We start from the raw sequence: 17,893 nt of genomic DNA on the forward strand, positions 1-17,893 counted from the left end.
GCTACAGAGGGTGCACGGGTGGGGAACTCGGCGCTGGAGTTTGCGGTGCTGGCACATCTGGAGGGGGCAGCGCTGATTCAGGCTGAGCTGGCCAGGCGAGCTGGGGTGTCGGAGGCGGCTGTGCAGTTGGTGCTTGATCCGATGGTCGCGCGTGGGTTTGTGGTGCGCCAGCCGCAGGGGGCTGAGCCGGCGACTTTCCGGTTGACGATGACTGGTGTGAAGCGGCTGAAGGGTCACCGCGAGTACTCCGAGGCGCGGGCCGGGCAGGAGTGGCGCAGGGAGCCGAGCGAGGAGCCAGAAGGCTCGCAGGAGCCGCGGCTGACCTGGACCTGGGCGGGTGAAACACCGCCGCCGCAGCAAGGCAATCCGGCGCTGGAGCAGGCGTTGATCGAGCAGTTGGAACACACTGCGATGGCCGAGGCCGAGCTGGTACGACGGACCGGTGCGCCGGCGAACGACGTACAGGCGGCTCTCGACAAGCTGGTGGCGGAGACCTTCGTCTGGCGTCAGCAACACGACGACCGGCCTACCGAGTACGAGTTGACCGAAGGCGGAGTCGGGCGGCTGAAGCTGGTCCGCGAGTTCGCTGAGTCGCCGATGAGCGCAATGGGAAAGGTGCTGGGTGCAGCGGCGACGCAGGCCGTGCGGGGACGCCGCCGTCCGGTCGCTGTGGTCCGTGCGTCGAGACGGCGGCTGAGTGACAGCGAGCGGGAGGCGTGCTCCACCGCGCTGGCTGAGCAGTTCGGAGCCGGGCGGATCGACATCAGCGAGCTACACCGCCGGACAGACCTGTTGTACGCCGCGACGACTCGCAACGATCTCGGTGCCGTCTTCGAAGGCCTGCCGAGCCCGTCGCTGGACCAGGAACCGGCGGGGAAGCCCGCTCCCGGGTGGCGATCAGGGGCGGCAGGCTGTACGTCCCTCGTCTCGGTGTTCTTCGGCCTGATGGGGCTGGCGCTGATCAACGGTCACGACGACGTAGATGATGTTGTGTTCGGCCTGCTGCTTGTCGGCGGAGCGGTGGTGTGGAACTACCTGGTCTGGTCCTGGGCCCGGCGCAGGGTGAATTAGCCTGTGGGCGTGGAGCCTGTGTTGCGGTTGGCGGTGCGCGCGGACAGTGCCGCAGTGGCGGAGCTGGGACGGGCATCGGTGCTAGAGCTCTTCCCGGCGTTCCATAGCGCGGTTGAGACCGCCAGTGCGGCCGAGCACATCACCACGCTGGACCCAGCGCTCATCGACGACGGCACCTACTACGTGCACGAGGTCAACGGCGAGATCGTGGCCTGTGGCGGGTGGAGCCGACGCAACAAGCTCTTCAACGCCAGTACGGCGGGAGCTGACGACAGACTCCTGGATCCGGCGACCGAGCCGGCTCGGATCCGCGCCATGTTCGTCCGCAGCGACTGGACGCGACGTGGACTCGCCCGGGCGATTCTGACCGCCTGCACCGACGCTGCGCGAGCTGAGGGGTTCACCCGGCTCGCGCTGATGGCAACGCTGCCCGGAGTGCCGCTGTACAAGGCTTTCGGGTTCACCGAGGTAGCCCCCGCCGAGCTGCCGATGCCGGACGGCGTGACGCTGGCCGGCGTAGCGATGGAACGATCGATCGAGGAGACCCCATGACTGCAGGCACCACCGTCACCGCCCCCGACGGCACCGAGGTTGTCCTCGGTGAGATCGGGACCAGCGTCCTGCTGAAGAACGACCGCGTCCGCGTCTGGGAGGTCTCGCTGGCCCCCGGGGAGGCGCAGGGCTGGCACCTGCACCACAACCCGTACGTCGTCCTGTGCCTGTCCACCTCCCCTTGTCACATGGACTGGTTGGACGGGAGCGCTGCACGCGAGCTGAGCGAGACGGTCGGTGGTTCCGTCTACCGCCCGGTGTCCCCGGTGCACATGCTCACCAACGACGGCGATGTGCCGTACCTGAACCGGCTGATCGAGCTCCTGGACCTCGGCGAAGAGGCGTCCGGTCAGCCGTGTACTGCCGTAGACACCGCCGAGGCCGGGTTCAACGAAGAGGCCCCGACCAAGGTGGTCGTCGACGAGGACGACGTACGGGTGCAGCACGTGACTCCGGACGCGGGGGAGTCCTACACCTGGCACACCGGCGCCTACCCGGCGCTGGTGGTTGACCTGGACCTGGCGAACCCGGACGTGACCTACCTCGAGCCTGGCGAGAGCTACACGCTCCCCGTCAAGCCGGAGCGCACGTCCGGCTTCAACCTGGTCGAGCTCCGCTACTACAGCAGCGCGCGCACCTGATCCCCATCGCGCGCAGCCAGCACTGCGGCGGTGTCGATCAGTCTGAGATCGGCCTGCCGCAGCCTGGCCTTCACCAAGGGCACCTGCGGCGCGATAGCACTCAACTCGTGCACACCTAGCGCAGCGAGGATGACGGCAGCCTGCGGGTTGCTGGCCAGGTCACCACACACTCCCACCGGTACGCCGGCGTTGCGGACGACATGATCGACCAGCTGCAGCACGGCCGGGTCCAGCCCGTCTGCCAGTGCAGCCACGGCCGGATTGGTCCGGTCGGTCGCGGTGACGTACTGCGTGAGGTCGTTCGTCCCGATGCTGACGAAGTCCAGGTCTGCGGTCAGCGTGGCAACCCGCAGCGCGGCCGCGGGCACCTCGATCATGATGCCGACCTTCAGGCCGTCCGGGCGTGGTCCGAGCTCGTCCAGTGCCCAGGCGACCTCGTCGGCGGTGGTGACCATCGGGAACATCACGTGCACGGGGATCTCGGCCGCGATCTGCCGGACCGCCTCGAGCTGGTCGCGGAGCAGCTCCGGTCGCCGCCGGAAGGCTCGCAGTCCGCGCTCGCCGAGGAACGGGTTGTCCTCGTGGTCCAGCGGCAGGAACGGCAGCGGCTTGTCGCCGCCGACGTCCCACGTGCGGATCGTGATTGGCTTGCCCGGTAGCGCCGCGGCCACCGCCCGGAACGCCTCGACCTGCTCGGCAACGGTCGGCGCTGTACGGCGACCGCCGAACAGCAGCTCGGTCCGCACCAGCCCGGATCCCTCCGCGCCTCGCACCGCGAGCGCATCCTGCACCGTTCCGACGTTCACCAGCACTGCGACCGTGCGGCCGTCGATGGTCACGGCCGGCAACTCCGCCTCGGTGGCCGCTTCCTCCTGCTCGGCCACGCGCTCCGCGATCGTCGCCCGGACCTGCTCCACATCGGGCTCGATCTCGAACGAGCCCTTGCGGTTGTCGAACGCAACGATCGCGCCGGCCGGCACGTCCACGTCGCCGATCCCGGTGATCAAGGGGATCCCGCGAGACCGAGCCACGATCACACCGTGCCCAGTGGCTCCGGCCGCCCGCACCGCAACGCCCGCGAACCGCTGTCCGTCCAGCATCGCCGCCGTCGCCGCATCCAACTCCGGTACGACGAGGATGGCGGGCTGGTCGGCCTCGATCTCGATCGGGCTGTCCTCGGTGGTGCCGGTCAGGTGCCGCAACACCCGATCACGCACCGCCCGAACGTCCTGGGCGCGCTCCCGCTGGTACGCATCGTGCAGCTGCTCGAACCGCTCCGCGAGCCGGTCGAAAACCAACTGCCAGACATTCACCGCCGACGCCCCGCGAACCAGGACCTCGCGAATCTCCTTCAGTTGCTGCCGATCGGTCAGCAGCGCCAGCTGCGCCTCGAAGATCCCAGCGAGGTCCGGACTCGCATCGCGCAGCCTCCGCAGCTCCTCGGCGACCGCCTCGACCGCTGCTTCCAAGCGTGCCGACTCGTTGTCACCGGCAACATATCCGCTGACATCGACGAGACCGCTGGCAAGCACCGCAGGACCGAACGCGACGTCCAGTCCGGAACCGCCGTGGTCTCCCTCGGCCGCGCCCAAGCGCGCCGGGAAACGGGCCGGCTCGTCGTCCCCGAAGTTCTCCGTGGCCAGATCCTGGATCGCGGCCAGGGCTGCCTCCGCCTCCGGACCTTCGGCAGCGAACCGCAGCAGGTGCCCACGGATCGCGTTCAGCGTCGCAACCATGCTGAGACTGCCCGCGTCGACCGGCCCGTGATCGGTGTCCACATCAGTCACCGTGACCCGGGCGTCGAAGGTGTTCACCAGCCCGACGAGTCGCGCCGCCGGACGTGCATGCAGCCCGTGCTGGTTGCTCACGACAACTTCAAGGCTTTGCCCGGACTCGACCGCAGCCACCGGCTCGGCAGCGGGGCCGTCGCCGAGGTGTTCCTGCTTCCCCGCCAATCCACGCTCAGCCTCAGCAGCGACCGCGTCCAGTGACGCACCGGTCGACGCGGTCACAACCGCCGCAATCAAACCCTCCACCAGTGGAGCGCTCGTCAGTCGAACCCGCTGAGCCACCTCAGAATCGATGAACTCCAGCGCCAGCTCAGCGCTCAGCACCGCGCTACCCAGATCAAGCAGAACCAGTACGCCGTCCGCCGAGTCCGCCGCCGCAATTGCTTCAGACACGGCAACCGCGTCCGTGCCGAACGTCGTCTCGTCCAGCCCGGCCGCCACGACAATCGCCGGTCGATTGCCATCAGCAACCATCTCGGACGCGAGGCCGACGGCCGCCGTCGCCAGTGCGTGGCTGTGCGAAACCACCACGATCCCGATCATGCGAGCGTCCGTGCAGCCGACTCGAGCAACAGGGTGGTGCTCGTCGCGCCCGGATCCTGGTGACCGACGCTCCGCTCACCCAAGTAGCTCGCCCGACCCTTCCGCGCCTCCAGCGGCACGGTCGCGTCCCGCCCCTTCGCGGATGCCTCGGCGGCAGCGGTCAGAGCGGCCGCGAGATCACCTCCGCCGGCAACAGCAGTGTCATACGCATCGAGAGCAGGCCCCCAGGCGTCGTACATGGTCTTGTCCCCAATCTCAGCCTTGCCGCGAGCCAGGATCCCACCGACACCGGCCCGTAGTCCCTCACCGATTGCCGCCGGCGTCAACTTGACACCCGCGAGCGCCGTACCGAAGCGCAAGAAAAACGTTCCGTACAACGGCCCACTGGCCCCGCCGACCTTGCTGACCAGCGTCATCCCCGCCTTCTTCAGCAGCTCGTCGACCGTGTCGAAAGAAGTCTCGTCCAGCACCGCCACCACGGCACCGAATCCACGATCCATGTTCGCGCCGTGATCCGCATCCCCGATCGCCGAGTCGAGCTCTGTGAGGTACGCCGCATTGTCGTGCAGCACCTGCGCGGAATCCCGCAGCCAGTCGGTGAAACTCTCGACTTCCTTGCTCATATTTGACATCGCGAGACCTCCTCAGCTTCCGACGAAGAGGAGATCCGCGACTTCCTCCCTTCCAAAAGTTCGGAACTGTCGGTCCCGGATGATTAGCTCGGAGCCGTGTCCCGGTTCCGTCTGTATCCAACGACCGAACAAGCCGCTGCCCTGCTTGCGCAGTGCGGCCATGCTCGGTTTGTGTGGAATCTCGCCCTCGAACAGTGGTCGATGTGGACTCGTGACAAGCCACCCGCGCCGAGTCATGGTGAACGATGTCGGCAGTTGACCACCGCGCGGGCCGCCTTTGGGTGGCTGCGCGAGGGTTCGCAGACTGTGCAACAGCAAGCTCTCCGAGATTTTGATCAGGCCGTGAGGGACTTCTACTCCAGGACTCATGGGCGCCCGACGTGGCGCAAGGCCGGCCAGCATGAAGGATTCCGCATTACCGGCAACCAGGCGTCGCGTGTGATCAAGCTGAATCGGAAGTGGAGAGCGGTGAACGTCCCGAAGGTTGGATGGGTTCGCTTCCGGGCATCTCGCGAGGTCCCGCCTGCACGGTCGTACCGAGTGACCCATGATCGCGTCGGCCGCTGGCACATCGCCTTCGCATGGGTTCCACCGGTCATTCAGGCGCCCGGAAACGACGCGGTCGTCGGGGTGGATCGTGGCGTCGCCGTGTCTGCGGCCCTGTCGACTGGGGAGCTCTTGCAATGTCCTGAGCTTTCGCGGGCGGAGAAAGACCGACTGATCCATCTGCAGCGTCGTCTCGCCCGGAGCCGTCGCGGTTCCCATCGCCGTGCTCGGCTGAAAGCTGCGATTGCGAAGTTTTATGCTCGCGCAGCTGATCGGCGCAAGGATTGGGTGGAGAAACTCAGTACTGACCTCGCACGTCGGTTCGACGTAGTCCGCGTCGAGGACCTCCATGTCGCTCAGATGACCAGGAGGGCCAAGCCCAAGCCTGATATCGAGCGGCCGGGCCACTACCTCCGAAATGGTCGTAGGGCAAAAGCTGGTCTCAACCGTGGGATCTTGAACAATGCGTGGGGGCAGTTGTTGATTCGATTGGAGCAGAAGGCACCGGGGCGTGTCCAGAAGATACCAGCAGCGTACACATCGCAGACCTGCCACGTCTGTGGGCACTGCACAGCGAGAAACCGTGAGAGCCAAGCGCGTTTCCGCTGTGTGGCCTGTGGACTGGTGGCGAACGCGGACACCAATGCAGCACTCAACATCGCGGCCGGACGGGCCGTCAGCGCACGCAGAGAGGCGCCTTTCAGGGCCTCGCCGAAGCGTGAACCTCAACCGGCTACCTCCGTGTAGTAGGTGAAATCCGCACCGTGAGGGGGCGGAGGACGTCAAGCGCCCCACCGAAGGCCAGGCGTGTTGACGGGAGCGTCCCAGAGCCGGACCAGCTCGTCGTCAACTTTCAGGAGGGTGACCGAGCAGCCGGCCATCTCCAGTGAGGTGATGTAGTTGCCGACCAGCGAGCGGGCGACCGTGATCCCCGCGCGGTCCAGCAGTTGGGCCACCTCGTTGTACATCAGGTAGAGCTCGAGCAGCGGCGTACCGCCGAGTCCGTTGACAAAGGCAATGACCGAATCGCCTTGTCCATAAGGAAGATCGGATAGAACCGGATCGACGAGCAGCGAGGCGATCTCGCGGGCCGGTGCCAGGGGCAACCGTCGGCGGCCGGGCTCGCCGTGGATGCCGATGCCCAGCTCCATCTCGGTCTCGGCCAGGTCGAACGTCGGCTTGCCCGCGGCCGGGACCGTGCAGGACGTCAGCGCCATGCCCATGCTGCGGCCGTTGTCGTTCACCTTCCGGGCCAGATCCGCGACCTCCTGCAGCGAGCGACCCTCTTCAGCGGCCGCGCCGACGATCTTCTCCAGCAGCACAGTGACGCCGACACCCCGCCGACCAGCCGTGTACAAGCTGTCCTGGACGGCGACGTCGTCGTTCGTCACCACCGACAGCACCTCGGTGCCGGTATCGGCCGCGGCCAGCTCGGCAGCCATCTCGAAGTTCATCACGTCGCCGGTGTAGTTCTTCACGATGTGCAGGACCCCGGCGCCCGTGTCGACAGCCTTGGTCGCGGCCATCATCTGGTCCGGAACCGGCGAGGTGAACACCTCACCCGCGCACGCCGCGTCCAGCATCCCGAGCCCGACGAACCCGCCGTGCAGCGGCTCGTGCCCGGACCCACCACCGGAGATCAGCCCGACCTTCCCCGGTCGCGGCGCCTCCTTGCGGTAGACGATCCGGTTCTCGTGGTCCACCCGCAGGCGGTCCGGGTGCGCCGCCGCCATCCCGAGCAGCGCTTCACTCACAACATCGGCAGGGTCGTTGATGAGCTTCTTCATACCCCCATCTGAGCACACCGCCCGAAAGAACGGGAGACCCGAATCAGGCGGCTTCGACCTCGGACAGCAGCGGGATCGACCGGATCGATCGGCTCATCGTCAGCAGGACGGCACCCACCGCGAGCAGGCCGCCGAAAATCAGCAACGCGTTCCGCGCGCCGAGCGTCCCGAGGAAGAGCCCACCGAGGAACGGCGCCAGCGGTGCGGCCGCGTTCGACAGGAACATGAACGCGCTCTGTGACCGGCCCTGCAGGTGGTCCGGCGTGATCAGCATCTGGTAGCCGAACAGCCCCGAATTCAGCGCCGGCAGCAGGAACATCGCGAACGCCGGCAACACGATCAGTACGGCGGTCTGCGTGGTGGCCGCGGTGGCCGCGAAGGCGACCGTGATGATCCAGACGCCGACGAGCGTGATCTTCCCGGTGCTGAATCGCGCCAGCAGCCGCGGCGCCGCGATGGAGCCCGCGAGCCCGCCGACGCCCATCGCGGTCTCGAGGAGGCCGATCACGGGCGCGTGGACGCCGCGCTGCTGCATGCTGAGGATCAGCACCAGGATCGTTCCGGTCGCAGCGAAGTTGAGCAGGGTCGCGACCACGGCAATCGTGCGCAGAACGCGCTGGCGGAGGAGCCAGGCCAGCCCGGTCCGGATCGCCTTCAGCATCGGCTCGTGGGCCCCGCCCTCGGGCTTGGTGGCCGGCAGCGGGTGCCGGATCGTTGCAAGCATGAACGCCATCACCAGGTAGGAGACGGCGTCGACGGCGATCGGGAGCACCCGGCCGATGGAGTACAGCAGACCGCCCAGGGGCGCACCGGTCAGCGCGGCCACGTTCTGGCGGCCGTGGGCCGTGGCCAGCGCGGTGCTGAGGTGTTCCGGGGGCACGATCTGCCGGAGAGCAGCAGTCTCGGCCGGCATGAACAGGCTGTAGCCGACGCCGTTCAGCAGGCCGACCGCCATCAGATGCGGCAGCGTCAGGTGGTCCAGCCAGCCCGCTACTGCCACGGAGCCGAACAGGAACGCCCCGAGGAAGCTGTAGCCGATCAGGATCTTGCGGCGACTCCACCGGTCCGCCAGAGCTCCGCCGGGTAATGCAGCGAGCAGAGAGCCGACAGCGGCCGCCGTACCGACGAGTCCTGCCTTGATGGGGGAGCCGGTGATGGCCATACCGAGCAGGGTGAAGACGAAGCCGCTCATTGAGGACCCGAGCGAGCTGACAGTCTGCCCGGTCAGCAGCTTCAGGTAGTCCCGGTTGTGAAACAGCCCCCGCGTTGCCATAGCGGTGAGGCTATGGCCGGCGGGGGCTAAGGGTCAGACCTTGCGGGCTGCACCTTCGTGCAAGTTCTCAGTCCTTCGGGCGCAGCAGAGGCCGGACGACCTCGCGGGCGTCGTGGATCCGCGACTTGACCGTGCCCAGCGGGGCCCCGACCTCTTTCGCGATCTCCTCGTAGGAGAGCCCGTAGACGTCCCGCAGGACGAGCGGGGTGACCATCTGCGGGCGGTCGCGCTCGAGCGTCTCCAGGGCCTCCAGGAGGTCCAGGCGGGTGCCTGCGATGACGCTGGTGGTGCGCGGGTCCGGCTTTTCCATGATTTCCGGGTTGTGCGCGGCCTGAGCGGTGCGCTTCAGCTTCCGGTACGTCGAACGGGCCGAGTTGGCCGCGACCGAGTGCACCCAGGTCGAGAAGCTGCTCCGCCCGGAGTAGGTCCCGATTTTGGTGGCGACATTGAGCACTGCCTCCTGAGCCGCGTCCTCGGCGTCGGCCGAGTACGGCAGGACGCTGCGGCAGATCCGCAGCACTCGCGGGTAGACCAGCCGGAGCAGGTCGTCCATCGCGTTCTTGTCGCCGCCCTGGGCCCGCTCTGCCAGGATCGCGAGCTCGTCGGTGGGGCTGGTGCTCTCGCTCATCTGCGCCTTTACTGTCTCGGGCCCGGTCAGGGACTCTCCGTACTACATAATGCCTTGTATGGGGGTCCCAACCAGACTAGGCCGTTACATCGTGCGCCGACGCCTGGGCTCAGGCGGTTTCGCTACGGTATGGCTCGCTCACGATGAGCAACTGGACGCCGAAGTGGCGATCAAGGTGCTCGCAGACAACTGGGGGCACGACGAGACCGTGCGCCGCCGGTTCCTCGAAGAGGGCCGGTTCCTGCGGCGTGTCGAGTCCGAACACGTCGTCCAGGTCCACGATGTAGGCGAGCTGGAGGACGGCCGGCCGTTCCTGGTGCTCACCTACGCCGACCGCGGCACGCTCGCCGACCGACTCAAGAAGGAGCCGCTGGCGCTCCCGGTGGCCGTCGACGTCGTCGTACAGATCGGCCGTGGGCTCCAGGCGCTGCACCGGCGCGGGCTGCTGCACCGCGACGTGAAGCCGGCGAACGTGCTGTTCCGCAGCACCGACGACGACGGTGAGCGCGCGGTCCTGTCCGACCTCGGCCTCGGCAAGTCCCTCGACGAGGTGTCGAGGATCACGCTCCCCGGCGGCACCCCGTCGTACGTCGCTCCCGAGCAGGCGATGGGTGAGCGGCTCGACCAGCGCGCCGACCAGTACTCGCTGGGAGCCGTCGCGTACGCCGCCCTGACCGGCCGCTCGCCGCACCAGGTCGACGGCCTCGGCGCCGCCGGCCGCGTGAAGGCCCCGCCGCCCCCGAGCTCGCTCGGCTTCGAACTGCCGGCCCAGATCGACGCCGCGATCGTGCGCGCGCTCGACCCCGACCGGTCGAAGCGCTGGCCCGACGTGCCCACGTTCACCCGCGAGCTGGTCGGCGCCCTCGACGAGACCACCCACGGCATCCTGGTGCGCAGCCGAGAGACCATCGAGCTCGCTGAGCCCTCGGACGACGGCGAACACACAGCCCTCAGCGACGAGAACCAGCCCACGATCATCAAGGCCGGCGCGGTGGCTGCCGAAGACGACACCGCCGCCGCCACCACCGAGCCGACCAAGCCCACCAAGAAGTCCAAGAAGGCCCGAGCCGCCGAGGCCGCCGCCGAGACCGTGGTCGTCGAGTCTGCGCCCGTCAAGACGCCGGAGCCCAGCTCAACCGACACCGGTACGCCGCCTGTCGAGGCCGGCGCGGTGGGAATCGCCAGCGGCCTCGCCGCGACCACCCCGAAACCGCGGAAGCGCCGACGGGCCCGATGGGTGATTGCCGCCGTACTGGCTCTGGTGGTCGGAGGCGGCGCGGGCTTTGTCGGGCAGCGCTATCTGGCAGACCGGCAGTTGGTGGCCGTGAACTACGGCGGCTACTCGCTCAGCGTGCCGCGCGCCTGGCTGCACTCGGTGGCCCAGGACCCGTGGCGGCCGCCGGGCAACAACCAGAGTCTCCCCGCCGTGCAGATCAGCGAGCAGGGCAACTGGGGCTCGGGGGCCGGCATCTTCGTCGGCCAGATCGGCGTGAAAGCCGACCAGATCAAGCTCACCACCGACGGCACTTTCCAGTGCAACGTTAAGGAAGGGCCAAGCTCTGCCGGTGACGGCAAGAGCGAGGACCAGTTCTGGCGGGAATGCGGTCCGAGCGGCGGTATGCTCCTGCAACGCATCGTTGTGACGGGGACCAACGATTCGATGCTCATCCAGGTTCTGATGCCGGATGAAGACCGCGACCGGGCGAGAGAAATCGCCAATTCGGTCCGGCCCACCACCGGCTGAGGCCACAGGGGGGATGAGCGCCCTGCCCGCTTGTGCTCAACCCTGTCTGAGGAAACCCCTGTGCGTATCGCCACGGACCGGCTCCGGCCGTCCCCTGCCCTGATCCAGTCCACCCGCCGCCGCTTCTACCGGCTGCGCTCCAGCATCTTCCGCACCATCTGGCCGGTCGACTGCTAGTCGGTCCTCAGGACGGCGCGACCGGAGAGTCGCGCCGCTCCACACTCTGCGAGGCGTGGTCCATCACGTCTTGCAGGGCCTTCGCATCCTTTGGAAGCCCAGTGACGCTCAGTTCGACGGCCACCTTGCCGCTGTCGTCTGCGACCCACCGGACGATGACCCGGCGCAGACTCGGCAAGGCTGCGATTTCGGCTGGCGGTACCCACTCGTAGATCAGCGTCGCGGTGTCGCCGTCGTCGACCTCGTCGACATACCGGACCTGCTGACTCGCGTCGAGTTTGTCCAGACGCTTGATCAACGCCGCCATGGAGGCGGCCGGCGGCCGCGTGAGAGGGAAACCGCCCTGCACCCGCAAGTAGCGTTTGAGGGTCTCGTTGAAGCGTGCGGTGTCCCTGTCGGTCTGGGGCGTGTACGTCCAGCCGTCCGGGGCCTCCAGGGAGATCTCTGACTCGAGGGTGCCCTGCACCTTGAAGGTGTGCGTCCGATACGTCAGATCCTTGACCAGCAACGCCTTGCTGTTGTCCGGCACGGGCTTGCGTGAGTCGACCGGAACAGGCGTCGTGGTCGGCGATGCCGGCGTCGGCGGCAGGCTGAGCTGGCCGAGTGGCAGCGGCTTGCCCGTGGCAGTGACCGAGCTGTCGGCTGCGGTCAGCCAGCCCACGCCGTACCCGCCCGCGCCGCCGAGGGCCACTATCGCCACCAGGCCGGACGCGAGCAATGCTGTCCCCCGACGTGCCATCCGCGCCTCACCTCCCCAGAAATCGTCTACTGGAGGAGACCGCGGACTCCGGTTCGGGGTTGCCTCAACCGGGTAACAATTCCGTGAAATTCGACCAGCGTGAACCGAGATTGTCTCAGTCCTGCAGTGTCACTGTCTCCGCGGCCTTGGCGGCGATCGCGTCCAGTGCGTCCTGGTCCTGCGGCAAACCGGTGATCGCCATCTCGACATCCGCGCCGGCCTGCCCGCCGGTGGCGACGTACTGCACGATCACATCCCGGGTCCATTGGTCCGGAATGTAGGAGTACGTCACGGTCGAGACCCGCCGCGGCTGCCCGTCCTGCCCGGTGGTGCTGTCGTCCGACTGCCCGAGGAGCTTGAAGTTCTGCTCGTAAGGGATCGTCGTGTCCAGGGTCGGGACCAATTGATCCCGGCGCTGTTTCGGGTTCTGCTTGACCGGATGGACCGGCTTGAAGCGGATCCAGCGCGTGCGCCGGAGGTCCTGGAACTTGACCTCACCCGTGTCGAGGATCTTCTTCTCCCAGCCGATCGGGATCCGGACCGACAACTGCACAGCCGGTGCATCCGCCAGATCAACGGTGAAGTGCTGCGTATTGAAGTCCAGGTTGTCCGGGTCCAGACCCTTGAGATCGTTCTTCACCGGTGTCTTCAAGGTGGGCTTCGCACTCGGCGACACCGTCAACCCGCCCAGCGGAGCCGGAACTCCGGACACCAGCACGGACGACGGGTTCGTCAGCTCTCCACCGAAGTAGCCGCCGGCTACGCCAAGCACGGTGGCGAACAACAGCCCGCCCACCAGTACTGTCCGCTTCGCCCGCACCGGGTCATCTTCTCAGGCAACCGGCCCTCGAAACCAAACGGCTCACGTGTGTCAGTAGACCTCTATGCGGTCGAGGCTGATGATCGAGCTTCCGGCGGACGGGTTGCGGTCGCCGGTGACTCGGACTTTGAGGGTGTGCTGACCGGCGGCGAGGGCGGGGCTGAGGTAGGTGAGGTGTTCGCCTACTCGGATGGAGCTGTAGTAGTCGACGCGTTGTTCGGGGCCGCCGTCGATGGAGATTCCGGCGATGCCGTTGCCGGTGTCTTTGACGCTGAGGAGGGCTACGCGGGTGCCGGTGAAGCGGATGGTGGCGGTGGCGTTGGTTTCGCCGCTCCAGTGGTCGTCGGACCAGAAGCATTGGTTGCCGCATCCGGATCCGGAGCTCCAGTTACCGGCGTACTCGACCTGGTTGAGGCCGGTGCCGACCTGGGTGTCGTTGATCCAGTAGTTGGCCGAGCCGGGGTCGCCCGACGGAAGGCTCTGGGTGGCGCCGGCGGCGAGTGGGCTGCCGAGGTTCGGCGTACCGTCGGCGTTCCAGCTGATCTTCTGGGCACGTGAGGTGCGGAAGTCGTAGGTGTAGGTGCTGGTGTTCTTGCCGTGGTAGGCGATCCAGTCCTGGGTGCCGTCGGGGGACTTGAAGAACGAGTGGTGGCCGGGGCCCCAGACGCCGGTGGAGTCGTTGCGGGAGAAGATCGGGCCGGGGTGCTGCTGCCAGTTCGCGGCGACCATCGGGTCGGCGTTGTTGGCCAGGCTCTTCATCCAGAGTTGATAGTCCGGCTTGCCGGTGTCGCAGGTCGAGTACGTGAGGAAGATCCGGTCGCGCCCGTACAGAGGCGTCGGACCTTCGCGGACCTCGTTGCACCCACCGTCGGCCGGGATCGCGACGCGTGCGCCGGTCGACGTCCACGGATTGCTCATCCGCACGATGTAGAGCTGCTGCGGTCCGCCCATACCGCGGCCGGGTCCGGTCCAGACGAAGTACTGCTGGCCGTTGACGGTGATCGGCTCACCGTCGATCGCGTACTCGCCGAAGTCGGCGATCTTCGCCTTGAACGAGTATGGGCCGATCGGGTCGTTGCCCGCGGACTCGAGCACGTACATGCGGTGGCTGGAGTCCACGCCGTCGGAGGCCGTGTAGTAGATGTACCAACGGTTCCCGACATGCCGGAACGCCGGCGCCCACATCTGTGTGTTGCGTGTGGTGTTGCTGTCGCGCCACACCACCTGCTCGGGCTGAATCAGTAGCGTGGCAAGGCTGTTCGACGACCAGATGCCGATCCGGTCGCCGCGGGTCGTGGCGACGTAGTACTTGCCGTTGTAGAACATCAGCGACGGATCCGCCGAAGGGTTCACCGGGTTCCGGAAGGTTTGCGACATCGCCGCGTGCTCCTGTACTTCGGCTGCGGGCGCGGTGCTCACCAGGGTGCCGGTCAGCAGGGTGGCGAGCAACCCAGTAGCGAACAACCTAGTGAGGATGGGGCGGGCGAACCTCATGGCAAGACCTCTTCCGAGCCGCTGTGCCAACGTTGTAGAAGCTCTTTGTACCGGCACCTGTACGACGTTGTAAACAGCCTGCACCAGGATCGAAGCGACACTACGTAGCCGGATCGAGACCTGGGCAGGGCTTGCGAACCCTGGTAACCGATGGTCACGCGGCGTCATCATGGGGCGATGTTGGGGGAATCAGCAGGGACCAAGGGTGAGGCCACGATCGAGCAGATCGGCCGCCGCCGAACGTTCACCAGGACGCTGCAACTCGCGATCGTCCTGGTCGTCGTCCAGTGGCCGATGCGGCAGGCAGTCCAAGCCGGAGTCGACTGCGAGATCCCCGGCCGGCTGTCGTTGCTGGTCGACGGGACCTTCATCGTGGCCTACGTCTACGCGTCGTACCGGGCTTACAAATACATCCGGTTCCTGAATCGCCAGTCCTGGCGCAAGGTTGCGGCCGTCGGCGCCTGGCTCGTCTTCGGTGCCGCGATCCTCGACATCGTCGAAGACATCAAGCTCTGGCAGAACTTCGGCGGCGCCGCCTGCGCCGACCTGTCGACCGGCCTGCTCACCACAGTGATGGTCGGCGTCTTCGTGGCCGGTTGGCTTGTGCTTGCCGTCAGCTACTTCGCCACTAGTCGCTTCGGGCAACAGAAGCTGTACGGCGTTGAGCTCGCCGCGCCGGCCAAGTTCACCCCGAGCCAGGAGGCGGTGAGCCCCGACGCCGGCAAGCTGATCATCACCTGCTCGGGCGGCGGAATCCGATCAGCCTCTTTCTGTCTCGGCGCCCTGCAACACCTGCGCGAACTCGGCTTGTACGACAAGGCATCCACCGTCATCGGCGTGAGCGGCGGCGGCTACACCGCAGCCGCCTTCCACGTCCTGCGTCGCGAGGTCGACGACCCGTTCGCCCAAGGCTCACCCGAGCTCGCCCGCCTCCGCCGTCAAACGCGGTACCTCCTCCAAGGCGGTCGCGCGATCTTCCTGGCCGGCCTGTCCGTCCTGTTCGGTCTCGTCGTCAACCTGCTGCTGATCGGCATCACGTTGCGCGCGATCGCCTGGGTCCTCGGCTGGTTCCTCGGCCACGAGGGCGTGATCCGCGATATCAACAGCGAGATCCAGGTGACCTGGCGACCTGACGGTTCCTGGAACTTCCTCATCGTGGCCGGCGGCTTGATCGCAGTCAGCGCAACCGCCTTCGTGATCGAGAAGATCTGGGATCGCTGGGCCCGCATGCCCGATGTGGTCCGGATGGTCCTCGCCTCGATCGGCAGCGTCTCCCTCCGGTACGGCGTACCTGTCGCGATCCTGCTCCTCGGCGTACCAGGCGGTCTCTACCTGATCGGCCAGCTGCCCGGTGATTCCGGATTGCCGTCCGGCCTGCTGGCGTTGGTGGATCCGACGCAGCAAGGCGTGACGTCGTTCAGTGCCTTGGTCGTCGTACTGATCGGGCTCGGCCGCTCGGTGTGGAACGGATTGGCTGCCGAGGGCAAGGAATCGACCAAGCTCAAGGACCGCATCCTCGCCTTCGCCCAGACCAAGCTCGCGCCCTGGGCCGGGACCATCATCATCGGCATCGCCGCCGCCATCGTGTTGCTGCGCTGGACCGGCGGCTACGCAACCGAAAAGTCGTTCGCCTCGGACTGGGGCGTCGCGGTGATCCTCGGCTCGATTGCCGTTGCCATCAAGGTGTTCACCGACGCGAACCGCACCTCGCTGCATTCGTTCTACCGCGAGCGGCTGTCGCGCGCGTTCCTGGTCGAGCGTAAGGAGAACGGTTCCGCGGCCTCGATCGACTACTACAAACGCCTGCGCTACTCGAGCTGGGCCCAGCCGAACAAGGCCGGTCCCCGGCTGGTGATCGCCGGTGTCGCGAACGTCGAGGACGCCGACTTCGTCCCGACCCAACGCGACTGCGTGCCGTTCATCTTCGAGTCCGACCAGATCGGCATCATCGGCGACCGTTCACTGCCGGACGGCGGCCGCCGCCGTACCGCGGACTACGAGCGCGAGGCGGATGTCCTGCTCCGCGAGGTGACGGTGCCGGCCGCGATGGCGATGAGCGGTGCCGCGGTGAGTCCGTTGACCGGTCGCGTGAACGGGCGGACCAGGCCGGTCCGCGTGCTGCTCGCCGTACTGAATGCACGCCTTGGTGTCTGGCTGCCCAACCCCTACTGGAACAACCACGTCGACGACACCTTCCCGCCGGTCACGGGTTTCTTCCCCACCCTCAGCCGGTACGTCGGCAGTGTCATCGACAAGCCTGGTCCGTATCGCCTGTTGCGCGAGGCGGTCGGCTCGCCGTCGATGTACGACCGGCGGATCTACGTCACCGACGGCGGTCACTACGACAACCTCGGCCTGGTCGAGGCGCTGCGCCGCAAGCCGAAGCAGGTGATCGTGATCGACGCCTCGAACGATGCCGAGGATCGGTTCAGCGCACTGGCCGAGGCGATCGCGACGGCCCGGATGGATCACGGCATCCAGATCGACGTGGACCCGAAGCCGATGATCCGCGGCGGCAAGTCCCGCGCGGACCGGGCCTGGGTCTACGGGATCGCGACGCATCCCCAGGCCGAGGGTGAAGAGGCGCCGTACAAGACGGAGATCTTTCTGGTGAAGGCGGTCCTCACGAGCCAGCTCGGCTGGGATCTCGAGGTCTATGCCGGCCGGAATCCGGCCTTCCCGCGGACGGCGACCAGCGATCAGTTCTACGACGAGTGGGACTTCGAGGCGTATCGCTCGCTCGGCTACTCGCTGGCCGAATCGCTCACCGGTCACCACCGGGTCCGGGACCGGCTCGCCGATCTCTGAATCGCCTTACAGGCAACGGAGCCAGGCAACGGAGTGTTACTGAACCGGTTATCTCCGTAATTAACCCACGCCCTGTGGAAAAGGCAGCAGCTGATCCTGCAGGCGCACGTGCAGTCCGCCTAGTGAGCTTCTGCTTGCCGCGCCGCAATCCGGGTGATGTCATGGCGGCTTGCGCCAGGAAAACTTTACGAAGATTTGGTCGTGACGTTCGGCGCGCCAGGTCGTTGATCAGTCAGACAGTTCGGATCAACGGCACAGATTTACTGGGGAATCTGGGAAGGACCGCCCGTGTACCGATTTAATCCGCCACCCGACTGGCCTGAGTTGCCGAGCGATTCCTGGCAGCCGCCGCCCGGTTGGGAGCCGGACCCTGCCTGGCCGGACGCCCCGGATGACTGGGGTTTCTGGGTCGGCCGTGCCGGGCGCCCCGCCGTCGGCCCGTTCGGGGCCTTCGGCTCCGTCGACGCTGGCCGCCTCGAGTTGGCCACAGCTGACCCGTCCCTCGTTCTGATGCACGCCTGAGCTGCACCCCGAGTCCTGGTGTCACCAGCTGTTCGCCCCGCCTACTACAGGCGCAGTCGGCGGGCCGCGAACCGGCTCCCGTCCGCCCCCGAGGCGACGGGAGCCGACTCGTTCTAGCTTCTTAAC

15 protein-coding genes and 1 pseudogene are annotated in these 17,893 nt (G+C 67.1%); 7 read left to right on the forward strand and 9 right to left on the reverse strand.

What is annotated here, in order from left to right:
* The 3 genes from E1263_RS18830 to E1263_RS18840 form a co-directional block, all read left to right on the forward strand.
* On the forward strand, window positions 1-1,071 hold a 1,071-nt coding region (locus E1263_RS18830; RefSeq protein ID WP_238161323.1), incomplete at its 5' end, for a DUF1707 domain-containing protein.
* A 9-nt stretch (window positions 1,072-1,080) separates the two neighbouring features.
* Window positions 1,081-1,623, forward strand: a complete 543-nt coding sequence (locus E1263_RS18835; protein WP_132169105.1) for a GNAT family N-acetyltransferase — start codon at window positions 1,081-1,083, stop codon at window positions 1,621-1,623.
* Window positions 1,620-2,264: a cupin domain-containing protein gene (locus E1263_RS18840; RefSeq protein ID WP_132169107.1), complete on the forward strand. Its 645-nt coding sequence runs from the start codon at window positions 1,620-1,622 to the stop codon at window positions 2,262-2,264. The genes E1263_RS18835 and E1263_RS18840 overlap by 4 nt, the downstream gene beginning before the upstream one ends.
* Here E1263_RS18840 and E1263_RS18845 read toward each other — a convergent pair.
* From E1263_RS18845 to dhaL, 3 genes and pseudogenes are all read right to left on the reverse strand, one after another.
* Window positions 2,243-4,171, reverse strand: coding sequence for an HPr family phosphocarrier protein (locus E1263_RS18845; RefSeq protein ID WP_337590280.1), 1,929 nt, complete (start codon window positions 4,169-4,171; stop codon window positions 2,243-2,245). The genes E1263_RS18840 and E1263_RS18845 overlap by 22 nt on opposite strands.
* 15 nt (window positions 4,172-4,186) lie before the next feature.
* Window positions 4,187-4,597: pseudogene (gene dhaM / locus E1263_RS44230) on the reverse strand (dihydroxyacetone kinase phosphoryl donor subunit DhaM); the annotation flags it as partial.
* Entirely contained in the window at window positions 4,594-5,220 is a 627-nt protein-coding gene (dhaL, locus tag E1263_RS18850; RefSeq protein WP_132169111.1) for a dihydroxyacetone kinase subunit DhaL, read from the reverse strand. The pseudogene dhaM and the gene dhaL, both read right to left, overlap by 4 nt.
* A gap of 105 nt (window positions 5,221-5,325) precedes the next feature.
* Between dhaL and E1263_RS18855 the strand changes: the two genes are divergently transcribed.
* Entirely contained in the window at window positions 5,326-6,522 is a 1,197-nt protein-coding gene (locus tag E1263_RS18855) for an RNA-guided endonuclease InsQ/TnpB family protein (RefSeq protein ID WP_132169113.1), read from the forward strand.
* A gap of 35 nt (window positions 6,523-6,557) precedes the next feature.
* Here the strand turns inward: E1263_RS18855 and dhaK are convergent, their stop codons facing one another.
* The 3 genes from dhaK to E1263_RS18870 all read right to left on the reverse strand — a co-directional run bounded on the left by dhaK (window position 6,558) and on the right by E1263_RS18870 (window position 9,463).
* Window positions 6,558-7,562, reverse strand: coding sequence for a dihydroxyacetone kinase subunit DhaK (gene dhaK, locus E1263_RS18860; protein WP_132169115.1), 1,005 nt, complete (start codon window positions 7,560-7,562; stop codon window positions 6,558-6,560).
* Between the two features lie 43 nt (window positions 7,563-7,605).
* Window positions 7,606-8,835 carry an MFS transporter gene (locus E1263_RS18865; RefSeq protein WP_132169117.1) on the reverse strand — a complete coding sequence of 410 codons (1,230 nt, stop codon included), beginning with the start codon at window positions 8,833-8,835 and terminating at the stop codon, window positions 7,606-7,608.
* A gap of 67 nt (window positions 8,836-8,902) precedes the next feature.
* Complete coding sequence (locus E1263_RS18870) at window positions 8,903-9,463, reverse strand: RNA polymerase sigma factor (RefSeq protein WP_132169119.1); 561 nt, start codon at window positions 9,461-9,463, stop codon at window positions 8,903-8,905.
* 58 nt (window positions 9,464-9,521) lie between these two features.
* On the opposite strand from E1263_RS18870, the gene E1263_RS18875 reads away from it, so the two are divergent.
* Entirely contained in the window at window positions 9,522-11,207 is a 1,686-nt protein-coding gene (locus E1263_RS18875) for a serine/threonine-protein kinase (protein WP_132169121.1), read from the forward strand.
* 184 nt (window positions 11,208-11,391) lie between these two features.
* Here the strand turns inward: E1263_RS18875 and E1263_RS18880 are convergent, their stop codons facing one another.
* The 3 genes from E1263_RS18880 to E1263_RS18890 all read right to left on the reverse strand — a co-directional run bounded on the left by E1263_RS18880 (window position 11,392) and on the right by E1263_RS18890 (window position 14,437).
* Complete coding sequence (locus E1263_RS18880) at window positions 11,392-12,123, reverse strand: hypothetical protein (RefSeq protein WP_132169123.1); 732 nt, start codon at window positions 12,121-12,123, stop codon at window positions 11,392-11,394.
* A 115-nt stretch (window positions 12,124-12,238) separates the two neighbouring features.
* Window positions 12,239-12,943: a hypothetical protein gene (locus tag E1263_RS18885; protein WP_132169125.1), complete on the reverse strand. Its 705-nt coding sequence runs from the start codon at window positions 12,941-12,943 to the stop codon at window positions 12,239-12,241.
* A 51-nt stretch (window positions 12,944-12,994) separates the two neighbouring features.
* Complete coding sequence (locus tag E1263_RS18890) at window positions 12,995-14,437, reverse strand: family 43 glycosylhydrolase (RefSeq protein ID WP_132169127.1); 1,443 nt, start codon at window positions 14,435-14,437, stop codon at window positions 12,995-12,997.
* 177 nt (window positions 14,438-14,614) lie between these two features.
* Between E1263_RS18890 and E1263_RS18895 the strand changes: the two genes are divergently transcribed.
* The gene (locus E1263_RS18895) at window positions 14,615-17,245 is read left to right on the forward strand and encodes a hypothetical protein (protein ID WP_132169129.1); all 2,631 of its coding nucleotides are present in this window, start codon (window positions 14,615-14,617) and stop codon (window positions 17,243-17,245) included.
* A 288-nt stretch (window positions 17,246-17,533) separates the two neighbouring features.
* Window positions 17,534-17,767 carry a hypothetical protein gene (locus tag E1263_RS43305; protein ID WP_202868954.1) on the forward strand — a complete coding sequence of 78 codons (234 nt, stop codon included), beginning with the start codon at window positions 17,534-17,536 and terminating at the stop codon, window positions 17,765-17,767.
* The last annotated feature ends 126 nt before the right edge of the window (window positions 17,768-17,893 follow it).

It is taken from the genome of Kribbella antibiotica, from assembly GCF_004349055.1.
In the GTDB taxonomy this organism is placed as follows: domain Bacteria; phylum Actinomycetota; class Actinomycetes; order Propionibacteriales; family Kribbellaceae; genus Kribbella; species Kribbella antibiotica.